The organism is Pseudomonas neuropathica, from assembly GCF_015461835.1.
Classification (GTDB): domain Bacteria; phylum Pseudomonadota; class Gammaproteobacteria; order Pseudomonadales; family Pseudomonadaceae; genus Aquipseudomonas; species Aquipseudomonas neuropathica.
The window spans coordinates 23,135-41,932 of sequence record NZ_JACOPX010000013.1 but is presented as its reverse complement, the minus strand read 5'-3'; the positions used below and the strand labels follow the sequence as shown (position 1 = coordinate 41,932).

The window sequence follows — 18,798 nt, the reverse complement described above, 5'->3', positions numbered from 1 at the left end:
AGACGGCAATTGCAAGGACTCAGCTCAATATGGAGATGGTCCCAAGGTATTTCAAGGCGCGTGGCAGATTGTCGCAATCAAGACTGTCCAGCCAGTGTATATCTTCCCAGCTGCGCAGCCAGGTGAACTGGCGTTTGGCCAATTGGCGCGTGGCGATGATGCCGCGCTCCTGCATTTCGGCCAACGTCAGCTTGCCATCCAGGTAGTCCCAGACTTGGCGGTAGCCTACCGCACGTATAGACGGCAACCCCGAATGCAGGTCACTTCTTTTACGCAGGGCTACGACCTCGTCGAGGAACCCCTGTTCCAACATATTTGTGAATCTTTGTTTAATGCGCTCGTGCAATACCTGACGATTCGCCGGGGCAATGGCCAAGTTCGCGACAGTATAGGGCAATTGTTGCAGTCCCGAAGCGGCTGCTTCAGTACTTTGCGCAGATTGTTGCTGACGCAGCTCGGTCATGCTCTGACCACTGACCCGATAAACTTCCAGCGCGCGACTTAAGCGCTGCGGATCGTTCGGGTGAATGCGCGCCGCCGACACCGGGTCAATGATCGCCAATTGATCGTGCAAGGCTTGCCAACCGAGGCGTGCAGCCTCTTCTTCGATCTGCGCGCGAACATCGGCATCGGCCGCTGGCATATCCGCCAGACCTTCGACCAAAGCCTTGTAATAGAGCATCGTACCGCCGACCAGCAGCGGAATTTTTCCGCGCGCGGTGATTTCGGCCATGGCTTGCAGGGCATCGCGACGGAAATCCGCAGCCGAATAAGCCTCAGCCGGGTCGAGAATATCGATCAAGCGGTGCGGATATTCGGCGAGCAGTTCTTTCGAAGGTTTGGCCGTGCCGATGTCCATGCCGCGATAGACCAGCGCTGAATCGACACTGATCAACTCGCACGGCAGCACCTTGGTCAGCTCAATGGCCAGATCGGTCTTGCCCGCAGCAGTCGGGCCCATCAGGAAAATCGCTGGAGGAAGCTGGCTCATCAACGACCGCGCAGAAACAGTTTGTCCAGATCGTCCAGGCCCAATTGGGTCCAGGTCGGTCGGCCATGGTTGCATTGTCCGCTGCGCTCGGTGTTTTCCATGTCGCGCAGCAAACCGTTCATTTCCGGCAGGGCCAAACGCCGGTTGGCGCGGATCGCGCCGTGGCAGGCCATGGTGCCGAGCAATTCGTTGAGGTGTGCCTGAATCCGGTCGCTGGTGCCGTACTCCATCAAGTCCGACAGGACATCGCCGACCAGACGGTTGGCTTCGGCCTGTTTCAACAACGCCGGGATTTGGCGGATCGCCAGGGTTTCCGGGCCCAGACGCTGCAGCTCGAAGCCCAGACGCTGGAACCATGCGGCGTGCTCTTCAGCGCAATCGGCCTCGCGCTGGCTAACGGCCAGGGATTCCGGCACCAACAATGGCTGCCCACTGAGGCCCTCGCTGGCCATGGCGATTTTCAGGCGTTCATACATGATCCGCTCGTGGGCGGCATGCATGTCCACCAGCACCAGCCCTTGGGCGTTTTCGGAAAGAATGTAGATACCTTTCAACTGCGCCAAGGCATAACCCAGCGGAGGAATATCTTCCTGCCCGGCCGGCAGTGCGTTGGCATTAGCCTCAGGCAGCGGCGCGAAAAACTCGCGATACGCAGCCTGAGCCTCGGCAGCCGGCGGTACCGCTGATTGTGGGCGTGGCGTGTATTGATACTGATAAGCCCCGCCAGCGCTGGCACCGGACGAGGTATTGAACGCCGGCTGCGCCTGCGGTTGCTCCAGCAGCGCATTGGCCGCCAGACGCATTTCACCCTGCGGGCCGAACTCACCGGCATCGAGGCCCGTTGGCCGCACGACAGCTGTGGTCACGGAACCGGCAAGCTGATCTTCCGGACGCACGTCGCCCAAAGCGCGGTGCAACGTGCCATAAAGGAAGTCATGCACCATGCGCCCGTCACGGAAGCGCACTTCGTGTTTGGTCGGGTGCACGTTGACGTCGACCGCCGCCGGATCAACTTCAAAAAACAGCGCAAACGTCGGGTGACGGCCGTTGAAAAGCACGTCGCGATAGGCCTGACGCACGGCGTGAGCCACAAGCTTGTCGCGCACCGCCCGGCCATTCACAAAGAAATACTGCAGATCCGCCTGACTGCGGTTGAAGGTCGGTAAACCAACCCAGCCCCACAGGTGCAAGCCGTTGCGCTCGATCTCGATCGGCAGCGCCTGCTCGAGGAAACCCGAACCGCAGATCGCCGCCACACGCCGGGCGCGGGCCGCGTCATCGTGGGCTTCGTGCAGGCTGAGAATGGTTTTGCCGTTATGCCGCAGATGGAAAGCCACGTCGAAACGCGCCAGCGCCAGACGCTTGATCACTTCTTGCAGGTGATCGAACTCGGTTTTTTCGGTCTTGAGGAATTTGCGTCGCGCCGGGGTGTTGAAGAACAGGTCGCGAACTTCCACGGAAGTGCCGACCGGATGCGCTGCCGGTTGCACCCGAGGTGCCATGTCGCGGCCTTCGGTTTCGACTTGCCAGGCTTGATCGGCATCGCGAGTACGCGAGGTCAGCGTCAGGCGCGCCACGGAGCTGATCGAGGCCAGCGCCTCACCCCGGAAACCTAGGCTCATCACCTGTTCAAGGTCTTCCAGGTTGCGAATCTTGCTGGTGGCGTGACGGGCCAGGGCCAGCGGCAGGTCATCGGCAGAGATGCCGCTGCCATCGTCACGCACCCGCAGTAACTTGACCCCGCCCTGCTCGACATCGACATCAATACGCTTGGCGCCGGAATCGAGGCTGTTTTCCAGCAGTTCCTTGATCACCGAGGCCGGACGTTCAACCACCTCACCGGCGGCGATCTGGTTCGCCAGCCGTGGGCTGAGCAGTTCGATGCGCGCGGCAGCGTTCAGCATTTCGTTCATTCTTTGGACGCCAGTTCGGTGCCAGGAATGGTCAGGTGCTGACCGACTTTCAACTCATCGCTTTTCAGATTATTGGCAGCGCGCAGCGTGGCCGGCGACACCTGATAGCGCACGCCGATCATCGCCAGCGTTTCACCCGGACCGACGCGATGATCGCGCGGGCCTTGAGCAATCTTGCCGGAATCACGCAGCCAGGCAATGTAGGTGCCCGGTGGCGGGTTCTGCTGGAAGAACTGGCGCACGCCGCTGCTGATCGAGCGGGCCAATGCTTGCTGGTGGCTCGATGCCGAGAGTTTGTTCGCCTCGTTGGCATTGGAGATAAACCCGGTTTCGACCAGAATCGACGGGATGTCCGGCGACTTCAGCACCATGAACCCGGCCTGTTCCACGCGCTGTTTGTGCAGTGGCGTGACGCGGCCGATGTTGGTCAGGACTTTCTGGCCGACGTTGAGGCTGGAAGTCAGCGAAGCGGTCATCGACAGGTCGAGCAATACGCCGGCGAGCATGCGGTCCTTGTCGTCGAGGCTGACGTTGCCGGCACCACCGATCAAGTCGGAACGGTTTTCGCTGTCGGCCAGCCAACGCGCGGTCTCGGAAGTTGCGCCGCGATCAGACAGGGCAAACACCGAGGCGCCGAAGGCGGCCGCAGACGGCGCGGCGTCAGCATGAATCGAGACGAACAGGTCGGCGCCTTTCTTGCGAGCGATTTCGGTACGGCCGCGCAACGGGATGAAGTAGTCGCCGGTACGGGTCAATTCGGCACGGAAACCTTTCATGCCGTTGACCTGACGCTGCAGTTCGCGAGCGATCTGCAGCACTACGTCTTTCTCACGCTGACCGCGCGAACCGGATGCGCCCGGGTCTTCGCCACCGTGGCCGGCGTCGATCACCACAATAATGTCGCGCTTGCCGGCCGGGGCTGGCGGCAACTTGATTGCCGGTTCGGTCGGGGTTACCGGCACCGCTGGCACAGTCGCGACCTGCGGCGTCGGCGCAGGCGGCGGTGCGGCGTCGGCCGGGTTATCGAACAGGTCGACCACCAGGCGGTTGCCGTACTGCGCGTTCGGCGCCAGCGAGAAGCTTTTCGGGGTGACGGCTTTCTTCAGGTCGATGACCACGCGCAGATCAGTCGGCGTGCGCTGGGCCGAACGCATTGCGGTGATCGGCGTGTTCGCGGTCTGCACATTCAGCGGTGCACCGAGGGTGGCGCCATTGATGTCGATCACCAGCCGGTCCGGTGCGGTCAGGGTAAACACGCTGTGCTGCACCGGGCCGCTCAGGTCGAAGACCAGTCGCGTGTTATCCGGCGCCCGCCACAGGCGCACGCTGTTGACCTTTGAATCGGCCACAGCGTTGACAGTCACTGCCATCAACAACAGTCCAGCGGCAGCCACCAACGCGCGAAAGCGCATACCTAACCCCATCATTTAATTGGATTCCAACGCCAAAGCGGCACACCAGGCCTCGCCACGCGAGCCCTGGGATAAAATTTTCAGCGAACGGCCGCTGTCTTGCGGGCTAATGGTAATGGTCAGGTCAGGCTTTGGCAAAAAGCCTGCACCTTTATCGGGCCATTCGATCAGGCACATCGCGTCATCTTCGAAGTAGTCGCGGATGCCGAGAAACTCCAGTTCTTCCGGATCGACCAGACGATACAGATCGAAGTGGAAGGCGCGGATCTCACCAATCTCGTACGGCTCGACCAAGGTGAAGGTCGGACTTTTCACCGCGCCGACATGGCCCAAGCAGCGAATGATGCCCCGCGACAGGGTGGTTTTGCCCATGCCCAGGTTGCCTTCGAGAAAAATCAGGCCATGGCCCTGGGTCACGCGGGCGATCCGTGCGCCAAAGTCGCTCATGGCCTGTTCATCGGCCAGGTACAGGGTTACTTCAGACACGGTACTTGCTCCTCCAACAACTGACGAATGGCTGGAATCAGATCACTGGCCGCCAGCCCACGGCCGAATTTTCCCTGTTGCTGACCGGCATTGGCGTGCAGCCAGACCGCCAGACACGCCGCATCAAAACCGGCCATGCCCTGCGCCAGCAGCGCACCGGTCAAACCGGCCAGTACGTCGCCGAGTCCTGCAGTGGCCATGGCCGGATGACCTTGGTGACAGAGCGCCAAACGGCCATCGGGATGCGCAATCAGGCTGCCTGCGCCTTTCAACACCACCACTGCTGTATATTTTTTGCTCAGTGCCAACGCTGCCGCGGGACGATCCGCCTGCACGTCGGCGGTGCTGATGCCCAGCAAGCGCGCCGCTTCGCCCGGATGCGGGGTGATCACGCAATCCTTGGGCAATTGAACGAAACCGCTGGCCAGCAGGTTCAGTGCGTCGGCATCCCACACTTGCGGCAATGCCGCGTTGGCCGCCGCCGACAGTAATGCGCGGCCCCAACTGGCCTGGCCGAGGCCAGGACCGACGACCAGCGTCGAGACTTTTTCCAGCAAACCCATCAACTGATTGGCCGACGAGGTGCCAAGAACCATAGTTTCCGGCACACGGGTCAGGGCTGCAGGCACATGCTCTGGCCGGGTCGCCAGCGAAACCATGCCCGCGCCGCTGCGCAGAGCCGTTTCGGTGCTGAGCAGAATTGCCCCGCCAAATCCGTGATCGCCACCGATCAGCAGCACATGGCCAAAACGGCCCTTGTGCGACGCCGGCGCGCGCGGCGCCAATCGAGGAAGATTAGCGGCATTGAGTCGCTGGGCGCGGACAGGAATGTCACGGTAAGTTTCCGCTGGCGCCTGCAAATCATTGAACAGCAGCGCGCCGACATGATCCGCCGCGTCACCGGTGAAAAGCCCAAGCTTCAGACCAATAAAGGTCACCGTGAGATCGGCACAGACCGCGACACCCAGCGCTCGCCCAGTGTCGGCACACAATCCGGAAGGGATATCGACCGCAGCAACCGGCAAACCACTGACGTTGATCGCATTGATCGCGGTGGCATACGGCTCACGCACGTCGCCACTCAGGCCGGTGCCGAGCAAGGCATCGAGGATGACCCCGCGCAACTCGCTGTGAGCGCTCCAGCCCTGAATCGCCACACCGTGCGTCGAGGCCTCGGCATGGGCTGACGCTGCGTCGCCCTGCAATTGCCGGGGATCACCGACCGCCAACACCCGCACGAGCAACCCGGCTCGCTGGGCCATTGCCGCGACCAGATAACCGTCTCCCGCATTGTTGCCATGCCCGGCCAGCACCGTCAGTTCAGTCGCCGAAGGCCACTGTCGCACCAATGCGCGCCACGTCGCATGGGCCGCGCGCTGCATCAATTCGAAGCCCGGCGTACCGGCGGCAATCAGCCGTGCATCGAGTTCGCGCACCTGTGCGGCGCCATACAGCGCGTCGGGTAATTCATCTTTCGTATGCGGCATGCGTCTTCGGGCTCCGATGTCTGGCAGAATTATACGCACCTCAGCTCCGGTTTCTCTCGCCTCATGTCCGCCATCACCACAGACCTGCCCGCCCTCGCCCAATCGATCAAGGATTGGGGCCGCGAGCTGGGCTTCCAGCAAGTCGGCATCAGCGGCCTGGATCTGGCCGAGCATGAGCAGCACCTCGCGCGCTGGCTCGAGGCCGGCTACCACGGCGAAATGGACTACATGGGCGCCCATGGCAGCAAACGCTCGCACCCCGAAGAACTGGTGCCGGGCACGTTGCGCGTGGTCTCGCTGCGCATGGACTACCTGCCCGGCGACACGCAAATGGCGCAAATGCTCGCGCAACCGGAAAAAGCCTACGTGTCGCGTTATGCCTTGGGCCGCGATTACCACAAATTGATCCGTAAACGTGTGCAGCAATTGGCCGACAAGATTCAAGCGCAGATCGGCCCTTTCGGTTTCCGCGCGTTTGTCGACAGCGCCCCGGTGCTGGAAAAAGCCATCGCCGAACAGGCCGGGCTGGGCTGGATCGGCAAAAACACTCTGGTGCTGAATCGCAAGGCCGGCAGCTATTTCTTCCTGAGCGAGTTGTTTGTCGATCTGCCACTTCCGGTGGATGAACCGCACAGCACTGAACATTGCGGCCGCTGCACCGCGTGCCTCGACATTTGCCCGACCAATGCTTTCGTCGGTCCCTACGTGCTGGACGCGCGGCGCTGCATTTCCTATCTGACCATCGAGCTGAAAACCGCAATCCCCGAGGATCTGCGGCCGCTGATTGGCAATCGTGTGTTCGGCTGTGATGACTGCCAGATCGTCTGCCCGTGGAACCGCTTCGCCAAGCCCTCAGGGGAAAGCGATTTCAAGCCACGGCACAATCTCGACAATGCCGAATTAGCGGAGCTGTTTTTGTGGGATGAAGAGAAGTTTTTGAGCAGTACTGAAGGTTCGCCGTTGCGGCGGGCGGGCTATGAGCGCTGGTTGAGGAATCTGGCGGTAGGATTGGGCAATGCGCCTTCAACGATTCCGGTGCTGGAAGCGTTGAAGGCTCGACGGGATTATCCGTCAGAGTTGGTCAGGGAGCATGTGGAGTGGGCGCTGGAACAACACTCCAGACTTTCAACCCCATAAAAGGCAACAAAGTACTCAGGTCGCTGGCAGACGCGTTGTGTCAATGCTTTTAGCCGTTTTCATCATTGTGTTGGTCTGCCCGTCGGACAAATGGCCGCCCGCCTGCAAGACTTTGCATACTCGCTGCTTACTGTCCTCTAGAAGGTAAATACGCTCGCCACGTCCTTTGGTCTTCGCAAAAAAAACATGCGTTACTTTTCTTCCAGCGCCGACGGGTCCGAACTCCTCGTACAGCATCTCGGACTCCGCCGCTGCCTGGCTGGCGGACTTATTGCTTTCCACGAGTTCGTAGAAACCTTTAGCCCTCTGCTCATTGATTTCAGACACGAAATTGTCTTTTTTGGCCCTGTGCAGTTGCCAAGGTTCATCCGCCACTTTCTCAACCGGCGCGTTGGCTTTTTTGGCTGCAGCCTTGGCGCCTTTGCCGCCCTTCTTCAAAAATTGCCCCGCTTTGCCTGCGCCCCTGCCACTGAGCCCTTGGCTAAAGGCTGAAGCCATCTTCCTGCCAGCATTCACAGCAGCTTTTGCACCTGCCGCCATACCTGCACCCAGCGAAGCCAGCCCAAGACCAAAGCTGATCCAGCCCAAGATCTCGCCTGCTTGAGAACCCGGTGCCAGCTCATTGACCACCTCGCTGGCAATACCCGCCAGGCCTGAAGCAACCGCCAGCCCCAACGCCGCCACTGCCCATGGCGTCGCCGCGCCCATCGTCAGTACGCTGGCCACAACCCCGAGAATACTGAGTCCGATGCCCAGGATCGTTTGCCAGGATATATGCCCGGTTGGGTCGACACGATTGACTGGGTCGCCCAGGCAATAACTGTAGGCATTCAATCCGCCCGCGCCGAACGGACTCATGCTGTCGGGGGCGAGAAAACGCATGAGTGTCGGACTATAGGCCCTGTAACCGTTACCCAGCAGATACAACCCGGTCACCGGATCCAGTTGCTCGCCGTTGAACCCTGCCAGGCTGAACAATCCACCTTCGGCAGGGCGATGCCCGTAAGGGCTGTAGGCGCAATCGGTGAGCTGTTCCTTGCCCAGCGTTGCCAGCACGCTTTGCTGCTGATCGGTACCAAACAGCTGCGCGCCGGCGTTCGGACCGAGCTGCTGTTGCCCCACAAGCGCTCCACCGTGACGCACAACACTGGACGAGTTTTCACCACTGACCTCATTGGCGACCCGGCCCGCATGGTAGTAACGCTGCGTAAGCACCTTGTCGGGTTGCGACAGTTCGACCAGATCGTCGAAGCCGTCGTAATGGTAGCCACGAATGACTGATCCCCCTGCGCTGGACAATTGCTCAAGACGTCCGAATGCGTCATAGGCCAGGGTTCGCGCCTGGTCGTCCTTGATCATCCTGCCGTTGGCGTCGTATTCCAGTGTCACTGCCGGTGGATAGTCGGCATGGGAATGTTTGACTGCACTGAGCTGTGCAGGATCAGGATTGTCATAACTGAAGGTGGTCAGATTCATGCCCAGCGGGAACTTCGTCTGCACGGTCAGAATGTTATCCAGCGCATCGAACGTGAACGTCTGCCGGACAATTTCCTTGCCATACGGATCGCGGGGCTTTTGGGTGCCGGCGCAGTCGTACTGGATCAGCCGCCCGCGCACATCGTAGGTGAATTGTTCGTCGCGCAATACTTGCGTGCCGCGCCTGGAGATTTTCTGCGCCAGTTTGCCGGCAAGCGTGTAAGTCGATTCCAGCGTCTGCTCGGGCTGGCCCTGAATCTCGAACGTACGGCGGGTTTCACGACCGATATCGTCATAGGCAAACCGCGTGATCATCTGCCGCTTGATCGACGTGTCTTCGGTTTTCGTCCAGCCCAGCATCCCCGTCTGGGTGTCGTAGTGGAATTCGGTTGTCAACGAACCCCGTGAGGTGGATAGCAGGCGGCCGTGCTTGTCGTATTCGGATCGGCTTTCGGAGCCGAGTACATCGACATGGCTGATCGGTCGTCCCTGCAGGGACCAGGTACTGGACGTTGATTTTGTGATAGCGCCGAAGGTCGTCGTTTCGGATTTGAGGCGTCCGGAAGGGTAATAGGCAAAACTGCGTTCCCTGCCGTCTTCGGTACAGGTCAAGGGATTGCCACTGACCTTGTCGTAAGTCAGGGTAGTGACCAGTTCCCCGGCCTTGCGCTCCGTCAGCACACCGCCCAGATCGCGCAAATATGTGAATTCGGTTTTTTTGCCATCGGCACTCTTGTACCACTGAGGCTGAGTGAAGCCCGCCTCATAACCCGCCTCGGACTTTCGTCCGCCGACGGTACTTTGTATTAAACGACTCAAGCCGTCATAAGTTTGCTGCCCCAACACCTTGTCACCGACCTTAATGCTGATCGGTAGTTCTTCATCGCTATGCTCGGCGTAGTCGTTCACGACGGCACTGGCGTCAGGCAGGACAGTGCGAACTATCCGGTCAAAAACGTCGTATTCATATCGAGTGGTGTTACCGACAGGATCTGTCTGGCTGGTTGTGCGCCCGAACCCGTCATAGCTGTAAACAGTTTTGCCCAGACTCTTGTTCTTCAGATTGAAGCTTTCCACACTCAGCGGTTTACCGAAGTCATTGACGAGGGTGAGTGTCTTGCCCAGCCCCTGTAGCCAATGGGTTTGCTGGCGAAGAACCGGATTCGCCTCGCTGTGTTCGATACGCCCGTCGGCATGCAGCGTCTTGCTGACCTGGCCCCAGGAATCGAATTCGTAGCGGGTACTGACCGGATAAGGCTTGCCGTCACGCCAATCGGTCAGCGTCACTTTCATCGTATGACCGACCGAATCATGCAGGGCAGAATAAATCGTGCGGGCCTGAATAAGCCCGTCCTTGTCAGGATGGTCGCAGTCCTTTTCCTGAACGGTGATCACCCGCTCCAGGCCGTCATAATGCACTCGTTGCTCACCACCGACGGGATCCGTGGTCACCATGGTCGCCGGTTGCTGTTTACTGGCGGCCAGATAGGCAAACTGGGTAGCGGCCGCATAAGGGCTCCCGGAAGCAACCGTTTTGCGCACTGCCCGGCCGATGGCGTCGTATTCATGTTCGACGTGCTCGCCATCGACACCGACCTCTGACATCAGTAATCCGGTCAGCGTCGAAAGCACTTTCTCACGGGTCTGTAGCGCACCGTCGAATCCACATGTGCTGGACTTGACTCGCAACCTGTCACCCTCGAGTTCATAGGAAAACCCGGTAGAGGTTTTTTTCTCATTGAGGGTGATACTTTGCTGTTTCGTGGCACCGTGCTTGAGTGGGTCCTTGGGCGTATCCAGATAGCTGCGTTCGGTTTTCGAGCGTAAGACTTCAACATCTGCCACAACTTCGTAAAAACGTTCAGCAACCGGCAACACGAATGCCAGCTCCGCCCCCTCCAATGCAGTATGCAGCGCATAGTCGTAGTACGTGACAGTCGTAGCCCCATCCGACGCGGCAGCGGTAACCGTTCTCTTTTTCGGGAACCTGGAGAAACCCAGCGGATCCTCTGGGCAATTGTCTCCACCATCTACCGGATAAAACTCCGTCGAAGTCGTCACCCCACTTGGCTCAATGTGTTTGAGCAAGTTGCCTTCGCCATCGAACTCGGTGACGGTGGTTTCCACACGCTGCTGTTGGGTGCGTCGATCGAGGTGAGTCACCGTATGGACTTTCGGCATGCGAAACTGAGCCGCCTGCTCATTGAAAGGCTTGGTGACGGAGCAGTGATACTCGGTGGCGGTGGCGATCTGGGCGTCACCGCAGGTTGTAACCTCAGCCACCAACAGATGGAACTTGTTGTAGGTGCGTTTAATGCGCGTATGCACTTTGCCGCTCAGTAACAACTGCTCGTCCGAGGTATAGACATAGTGGCCGGGCGCCAGATAGAGCGGGTCCAGGTCATTATCCTTGGCAGGGAGGAGGCCCTGCCCAAGGAAGTTATGGTCGGAGTACGTGTATGTCTTGCAGAGTCTGGGTTGGCCGCGCCCTGGGTAGATATCGTGCGCGATAACAAACGGCAGTGTCTGTTCCGCGCCATTTACGAAGCTATGACCTTGCCGCTTGTAGCGAATGATTTCTACGCCGCGTAGTGGATTGACGACTCGGTGCAAATAGCTGCCCTCGTCTATGACTTCATATTCCAGCTCCCAACCTTTGCCTACCGGAAGCTCGATAGCCGTTACCCGAGCGTTTTTCAAGATCAACTTGTAGTCGGAACTGGAAGAGGTATCGGGATACCGGGTCAACGTTACCTGACCTGCATTGCGGGTGATTTTCAGCAGGCATTGTTTGGCGTCACGAACTTCGGCCAACCTGGGGAACTGGTTGAACATCTCGTGCTTCAACGCGATGCTTACACCGTTCGCCGCGATTATTTTTTCCGCTACGGCGACCTGAGTGCCAGCCAGGACCTTGAGCAGTTCACGCCGACCATCCTTGTATCGAACTTCATAGCGCCCTGCTCCGGTCACCAGCACCTTTGCCGTTTGCAGCTTCATTTCCTTGAACTTCAAACCGGTGGACGTTTCCACAGCCTTGTAACGCTCACCGTTGGACAGCGTCATGACTTTGCTGCGCAAGTCGTAATGGGTCAGGGTCAAAGACCAGCCAATGCCAAAACCGGAGTCCGCTTGATTGAGCGGATTGAAACCCATTGAAAGTGCAAGCTCAGGACCATTGAGATCCGCCGAGTGCAGCTTTCCTAACGAAAACGAACACGTATACATGCCGGTGCGGGGATCAACACCACCGGAGACAAACTCACCGAAGTTGAAAGCATTTGAATGAACAGCGGCAGATAAATTACTTTCCATTGAAAAACGTCCTTTTTATTCAAGATCCAGATATTGACTCGTAAACCTGGCCAGCCAACATCGCTGGCCACATTATGAAATCAGACAAGCTGTTTCATTGGTCGCTTGGACTCACCCAGAATAAAAGTGCGCTGCTCTTTATTACCTTCGATACACAGCCTGTGTTCCGAGCCAAACTCATCGATCACTGCAAACTCAAATGAACCCTCGCTTTCCCGCCCCACTTGCAGGTCAGCGGAAATATATTGAACAAGCGTCAGTTGCCCAGGCGCATTGTTGATCGGCACGTTCATGACACCGAGGGGACTGCGGAAATTTGCTTTCAGGCCGTAGATGGGTGCCATGTAACCGTAAAAGTTTCTGCGCCCGTCGCGAGTACCAGGAATGTTTCCAGAGGCATAGACTTGCACCGCATTTTCGGAATCATAAGGATCAAGTTTTACCTCACTGCTGTACCAGTCAAACAGGTGAATCTGCCTGCCGTCCGCGTGCAGCCCAATGTGATGACTTTGAACCCAGTCATATTGTGCTTTCTGCTGTTTGCTACCATATTCATTAAATGTAAAGCTCTTCAGCGAATATTCTTTCGGCGGAATTGCCTCCAGCGTAACACTGCTGTCAAAGCCAATTCCGTTACTTCGCAATAACACGCCATCCACGAGAATTTCGGCGGCCACTTCCATGATTCCGGGCCTGGTGGCCGAAACCCAAAACTGGAAAATCTGCACGGGATCAGAGTCGTCACTTATCCGATTGTGCGCGGCACGTGGTACTTCGGTAATCCGCGGTGCACCACCCGACATTTCGTGAGCATAACGATTTTCCTGCAGCGATACATTCCAGTCGCCTTCCAGAGGGCGCGCGCCGTTATAGGCGATCAACCGCAGTGTTTGCAGGGCGGGATGCCCATACAGAGATGCGCCATCGCCATTGTTATCGATCCCGTGCAGAAGGACCAACACCCGCACCTGCATGCGCCCATTGGCATACAGCACTTTATGCTGGCCTGACCTTGTGGAGTCGAGCTTTACCTCTATACGGGAAATACCAATTTGATCATCAAACATTTATCAATACCTTGCTGATTAATAGATTTCGCCCTCTAAGGACTCAGCAAACTATTGACGATCGTTTTAAATAAGAACAGCCGCGACATTCGACAAATTATTAGAAAGTAATATTTCAACACCACCCTCAACAACCCTCACAAATGCTAATACTTTCAAAAATTGCAGACCACCTTATGCAAACTTCAACCACACTCTTTCCGCCCCTTTGATTTCAGCACTCAATAATCTGGCTCCCCTTATGACTTCAACTACTCACAATCAAAAGGGGAGCCAACGGACAGTTTATTCTTGTCAGGTTATGTTAGACAAATAAAGGAGCGGTTACTTCCACCAACATTCAGTCACTGTCTGAACCTGTCGAGAATCCGCTTTCCGAGGACTCGCTATCGGAGTCAGATTCGAAAACCACCTCCTCCGTCTGGATTGCCACCTTCCGATCCATACTGGAGTTTTCAAGATACTGACTAATCCGTTGCCTTGACGCGTCACTCAGCGGATTATTCAATAAACCAATGAACAGATCCTGTGTATCGGGAATCTCGAACAATTCATATCCCACGTCAGAAATATTATTATCATGCAATGCCACGACCCCCAGTTTCCTGAGCGAATCTATGCCTGAAGGAACGTTCGAAAGATGTGCGTTGCTCAGCATCAATCCGGTTAAACCGGCCATGTAGCCTACATGCGGAGCAACTGTCAGAGGATTGTTTGCCAGATTCAATCGGGTCAGCGTTTCGATTCTGGACAATCCTTCAGCTGTGACCTCGGATAGTTTTAGCGAGCACCCGTCCAGCGTAAGCTCGCTTAACTGGCGCATTTGAAATATTCCTGACGGGAATCCCTCCATTTTTATGCCAACGACTCCCAAATATTGAATATTCGGAAAGCTGTCGAGAAACGCACCTATCCGTGCACCCGGTTCATTTGCGGTCAATACCAACTCTGCTACATATTCAAATCGGGCGGACAACCCTGGTAACTCACCCGAAAAATCAACATAGTGAGAAAAAAAATAATCCCCCTCGCCCCACCTCGAAACCGACTTGCGCTGCCAGATATCTTGCAGCTTTGCGCTGAACTTCTCGCGAGCCAGGCGTCGTTCGGCAAGCGTCGACGCGCCCTCTGGTTCCGACGTCTGCGTATGAGATGACGCCCCATCGGCAGTCCATATCGCCAGTTCATTACGCAATGTCGCAAATTCTTTTTCCAGGCGCAGCAATACGCCGGATGGATCACTCTTCAAGCGCTCGGAGATAAATGCCGTCACCTCCTCATCTGGAAGATGCGGATAAAGATCACGCACACGGTCGGCAACGGACTTGGTCGATGTCAGGTTGTTGTCGCCGCCGCCACGCAACTGCCCCGTTTGCCGGTGTTGTGCAGTGGCAGGATCAACGGTAACCGCAAGCGGCGCCATCCCCAACAACTCACTCACGGTTTGGCGTGATGGCAACGGCTGCGCACGGACCCACTGTTGCAACGCCGCACCACCACCTTCTGTCACACCCAGCAACTGACGATGCCCGGGCGACAACAGAAACCAGATGGTTGAATACAGGTCCTTCGATTTCCGAGGTGATTGGGCGTCGCTGCTCTGGAGGACATAGCCATCATCCCGACGGATCAGTATGTGACGAAACGGTGATCGGGCATCGCCGATAGCGCTCAGGACATGCCCGTCCATCGTCCCTTGGCGAATTTCGACACGCGTCTGCCGCGGCCAATTCGCCAGATTTCCGAGCATATGCAGCACTAACCGATCACTGTCCGGGTTGGCTACGGCCTCTAAGTGAATGCCTTCCACGGCCCTTGCCAGGCGAATGTCTCGCAGCGCCACCAGTGCCTCTTTCGCCACTCGCTGAGGCATGCCTGGTTGGTTGTGCATATGTAAACGCTCGGCAGCGCTCATATTGCGCCATATCGACAGCGCGGCCGTTTTCGGTAGACGTGGAAACACCCGACGCATCCGTAAAGTGTTTTCATCGCAATCGGATTCGAAGGCACCTTCCAGATCCTTGAACCGCCTAAATCGCTCAGGGGCGGCCCCGCGTCTCTGCGCCTGAATCGTCTGATCAAGTTCGAATCGCCTGATGGTGTCCTCCAGTAAAAAAGGCGCAGGGCGATCATTCATGAGCACATCGCGCAGCACTGATTCATTGACCCCGCTCACTGCCAGCACACGTGCAACCATGACGGCGGAAAATTGCGCCACGGAACGGCCCATCCGCCGAAAAAGTTCTGCGGTTTGTACTGCGATTGAGTCAGTGAAGGGGGTGACATCGCTGTCCAGCGGCCCCCAGAACCGACCTTCGCTGTCCGGCTTCAATAGCGGGCCGGAGGGATCGAGTTCACTGGCCAGCGTGGCGCGAAACAGCCCGCTCTCAGCGTCGAGCACCACTTGCACGATATGGTCATCGGCTACGGCGACGTACTGGCGCTGCTTCACAACCCGGATGCCTTGCGCTTCGGCTTCACCGAAGATTTTGGGTGCGGGTATCCAGTAATCTGCCAGTGAGTACTTCGCGACATGCATCGCGAAATCATCGATCGCAGATGACCTCGGGTTCACGCTCACTCTGATCGCTGGCGTCACGGCGATCGAGTCAGGCCCGAAGGAAACGGGCAGCGTTTCGAAATGGTGGGGTATAGGCAGGTGCGGCATTGCTGAAGAGCCCGGCGGTGGCCGATGAGTACCGTCTACGCTGAATTCGGGGATTTTGATTGGGGCAGGTACAGGTTTGACCTTTGGCGGTTTGCCAGTCATGGCTGCTCATCCTTGAGATATGGCTGCGTTGGCCCCGCATTACAGAAGGGGCCAACACTCGATATAAGCAAAAGCACTTTGAGTGCAATTACCTGATAATTGAACACCACAGCTTATCGGTAGTTACCATGCCAAAAAGCATATATATCTACTACATCCACTGGCATTGCATCAGCGAAGGTGAGTCTTAGCCTCGTTCCAGATATAGATTTCGCTCGTAAAAGTTTACGCGAATCGCCAGCCTATGCTCTGTACCGTGTTCATCAATGGCAAGAAAGTGAAGCTTGTTTCCGTACTTGGAACCTTTACCAGCTTCCGAGTATTCGGACAGGGCTTGCACGACAGTTAGCTCGCCATCGCTCTGAATCTTCACATTATAATGTTCTCGACCCCATGTATGGGCGTCAGGAAAAAAGGTGTATACAAAAGGATCTCCGTTAGCCGGCAAGATCACAGTCACACTTTGTTTTTCAGGGCGAACAAGAATGACCTCCATATAATTGGTTTTTACTTCATTAAGTCTGTTACCCCCCGCAAAATTATGGTCAACGCCTTCTGCTACTCCGTCTACAACCCAATCGACCAGTTTGATCTGCTGCCCTCGCGGATAGAGCCCAAGACGATGGTTCCAGATTCGATTGCCGGGCAATTCATCGCCGCGCCGGGTTTGATACCAGCGAAATTCTTCGATGGAATACGCCGATGGAGGTTGTGCTTCGATGGTTACACTACTGTCATGAACACTGGAGAGTGTCGTTCCATTACTGAGAATCCTCTCACCGTTCAGCGACAGGCGCGCACCAATCTGGGTCGTCCCGGCGCTCGATGAGGATACCCAAAACGTGCGGACCTGCGGATGAACGCTGTCATTTTCCGGATCGTTGTCGGGAGCGTCTCCGGCGGAGGTTGAAGGTCGCGCCTCAATCGTAAACCGCCCTTGATCGGTACTTGCGGCCCAGCCGTCGCGCAACGTTTTGCCAGTGCTGTAATGAATCAGCTCGATGCTTTCCATTACATCTGCAGGCACGTGCATGGCATTGCCGTTGGCATCTACCCCGGAAACCAGAACTTGTACTTTCACCTGCATCCGGCCATTACCAAACAGCGACTTGCTGCGAGCATTGTCGCTCGCATCAAACTTGACCTTCATAATGGCAAGGCCTGCAAGAATGGGCGCAGTAGTTTGCTGATCGTGTGTAGCATCCATGCTTTCGCTCATGATGTGTTCCTTCGAAGAGTAATATTTAAATGTCGACATCGAAAATATGCCAACAAAAAAATTACAGACCTTTCAAATAAACAGCAAAGCGAAAAATGTAAGAAACATACACTTGCAAACCTTTAGCGGCTTACAGACTTTTGTCGGACGAACAACTGTTTTCCGGCGACAAGCATCAAGGCTCGTCGTTATAAACAAACTTGGGCATTTCCCAATGAAAACGGATGGCCAGCAGACGTAACAAGAACCCGCCGAACAGCGTAATCAGAATGGCTTGTTCACCGGGCACATTCAGATAAAGACACAGCATGTAGCACCACGCTGCAGCAAAGGAGACGCTCGCATACAGTTCGCGGCGAAAGATCAGCGGAATGTCGTTGCAGAAAATATCGCGCAAGATGCCACCGAACACCCCCGTGATCACGCCACTGACCGACGCCACCAGCATGCCGTGGCCCATTTCCAGTGCGGTCATGCAGCCAATCAGGGTGAACGCCACCAGACCGACGGCGTCGAGCACCAGGAACAGCGACCGCAAGTGGCGCATCCAGCGCGCGGTGAACACGGTGAACATTGCCGCGACCGAAGTCAGCACCAGGTATTCCGGGTGTTTAACCCAGGTCAGCGGATAATGCCCGAGCAGCACATCGCGCACAGAGCCACCGCCCAAGGCTGTTACGCAGGCGATCAATACCACGCCAAACCAGTCCATGCCGCGCCGCCCGGCAGACAGGGCGCCAGTCATGGCTTCAGCGGTGATGGCGATCAGATAGAGCATCAGCAACATGGTGGCGATCCAGGCAGGAAGGCGCGCAGTCTAGCCATTTCAGTGCGGCACCAAAAGGGGGCAATCGCAATGCCCGCCCCCATCGCCAGGCATCAGAACTTGATGAAATGCTTGCGGTAGTGCTGCAACTCGGCGATCGACTCACGGATGTCGTCCAGCGCCAGGTGCGTGCTGCCCTTCTTGAAGCTGTCGCGCACGTCCGGTGCCCAGCGCGCGGCCAGTTCCTTGAGCGTGGAGACGTCGAGGTTGCGATAGTGGAAATAGCTTTCCAGCGATTTCATGTGGGTATAAAGGAAGCGGCGATCCTGACAGATGCTGTTGCCACAGATCGGCGACTTGCCCTTCGGCACCCATTTTTCCAGGAAGGCGATGGTTTCAGCTTCGGCTTCGGCCATGCTGATTCGGCTGTCACGCACGCGCTGGGTCAGGCCGGAGTTGCCGTGGGTGCGGGTATTCCACTCGTCCATACGCGCGAGCACTTCGTCACTGTGGTGGATAGCGATCACCGGGCCTTCGGCCAAGGTGTTCAGATCACTGTCGGTGACGATGGTGGCCATCTCGATGATGACGTCGTTTTCCGGATCCAGACCGGTCATTTCCAGGTCGATCCAGATCAGGTTCTGCGGGTTTTGCATATGTCGGCTCCTAGGCAATGCTGCGCAGTTTAGCCTAGGCCGGTGGCCGGGCGTGCTAAACTCGCGGCCGTTTTACCTAATCGCTGCATTCTTCAGACGGAAC

Annotated in this window: 12 protein-coding genes; 1 reads left to right on the top strand and 11 read right to left on the bottom strand. The window is 57.0% G+C overall.

The features are described 5' to 3' along the window. Positions 1-19: 19 nt before the first annotated feature. The 5 genes from miaA to H8F23_RS19485 are packed head-to-tail and all read right to left on the bottom strand — an operon-like array spanning position 20 to position 6,289. Positions 20-991: a tRNA (adenosine(37)-N6)-dimethylallyltransferase MiaA gene (miaA, locus tag H8F23_RS19505; RefSeq protein ID WP_194935474.1), complete on the bottom strand. Its 972-nt coding sequence runs from the start codon at positions 989-991 to the stop codon at positions 20-22. Beyond that, a complete protein-coding gene (gene mutL / locus H8F23_RS19500; RefSeq protein ID WP_175559558.1) occupies positions 991-2,892 on the bottom strand; it encodes a DNA mismatch repair endonuclease MutL in 1,902 nt (633 codons plus the stop codon). Before mutL ends, miaA begins: the two co-directional genes overlap by 1 nt. 8 nt (positions 2,893-2,900) lie before the next feature. Then, on the bottom strand, positions 2,901-4,274 hold the full coding sequence (locus H8F23_RS19495; RefSeq protein WP_371748301.1) for an N-acetylmuramoyl-L-alanine amidase: 1,374 nt from the start codon (positions 4,272-4,274) through the stop codon (positions 2,901-2,903). 57 nt (positions 4,275-4,331) lie between these two features. Beyond that, positions 4,332-4,802: a tRNA (adenosine(37)-N6)-threonylcarbamoyltransferase complex ATPase subunit type 1 TsaE gene (tsaE, locus tag H8F23_RS19490; RefSeq protein WP_194935473.1), complete on the bottom strand. Its 471-nt coding sequence runs from the start codon at positions 4,800-4,802 to the stop codon at positions 4,332-4,334. Further along, on the bottom strand, positions 4,790-6,289 hold the full coding sequence (locus tag H8F23_RS19485) for an NAD(P)H-hydrate dehydratase (RefSeq protein WP_194935472.1): 1,500 nt from the start codon (positions 6,287-6,289) through the stop codon (positions 4,790-4,792). Before H8F23_RS19485 ends, tsaE begins: the two co-directional genes overlap by 13 nt. A gap of 63 nt (positions 6,290-6,352) precedes the next feature. Between H8F23_RS19485 and queG the strand changes: the two genes are divergently transcribed. Then, on the top strand, positions 6,353-7,426 hold the full coding sequence (gene queG / locus H8F23_RS19480; RefSeq protein WP_194935471.1) for a tRNA epoxyqueuosine(34) reductase QueG: 1,074 nt from the start codon (positions 6,353-6,355) through the stop codon (positions 7,424-7,426). A gap of 15 nt (positions 7,427-7,441) precedes the next feature. Here the strand turns inward: queG and H8F23_RS19475 are convergent, their stop codons facing one another. The 6 genes from H8F23_RS19475 to orn form a co-directional block, all read right to left on the bottom strand. Then, a complete protein-coding gene (locus H8F23_RS19475; protein WP_194935470.1) occupies positions 7,442-12,217 on the bottom strand; it encodes an RHS repeat domain-containing protein in 4,776 nt (1,591 codons plus the stop codon). A gap of 80 nt (positions 12,218-12,297) precedes the next feature. Further along, positions 12,298-13,284, bottom strand: a complete 987-nt coding sequence (locus H8F23_RS19470; RefSeq protein ID WP_194935469.1) for a hypothetical protein — start codon at positions 13,282-13,284, stop codon at positions 12,298-12,300. Positions 13,285-13,624: 340 nt separating this feature from the next. Then, positions 13,625-16,054: a leucine-rich repeat domain-containing protein gene (locus H8F23_RS19465; RefSeq protein WP_194935468.1), complete on the bottom strand. Its 2,430-nt coding sequence runs from the start codon at positions 16,052-16,054 to the stop codon at positions 13,625-13,627. Positions 16,055-16,241: 187 nt separating this feature from the next. Then, positions 16,242-17,273 carry a hypothetical protein gene (locus H8F23_RS19460; protein ID WP_194935467.1) on the bottom strand — a complete coding sequence of 344 codons (1,032 nt, stop codon included), beginning with the start codon at positions 17,271-17,273 and terminating at the stop codon, positions 16,242-16,244. A gap of 175 nt (positions 17,274-17,448) precedes the next feature. Then, a complete protein-coding gene (locus H8F23_RS19455; protein ID WP_093430171.1) occupies positions 17,449-18,060 on the bottom strand; it encodes a trimeric intracellular cation channel family protein in 612 nt (203 codons plus the stop codon). A 92-nt stretch (positions 18,061-18,152) separates the two neighbouring features. Beyond that, the gene (gene orn, locus H8F23_RS19450; protein WP_064593092.1) at positions 18,153-18,695 is read right to left on the bottom strand and encodes an oligoribonuclease; all 543 of its coding nucleotides are present in this window, start codon (positions 18,693-18,695) and stop codon (positions 18,153-18,155) included. Positions 18,696-18,798 lie beyond the last annotated feature (103 nt).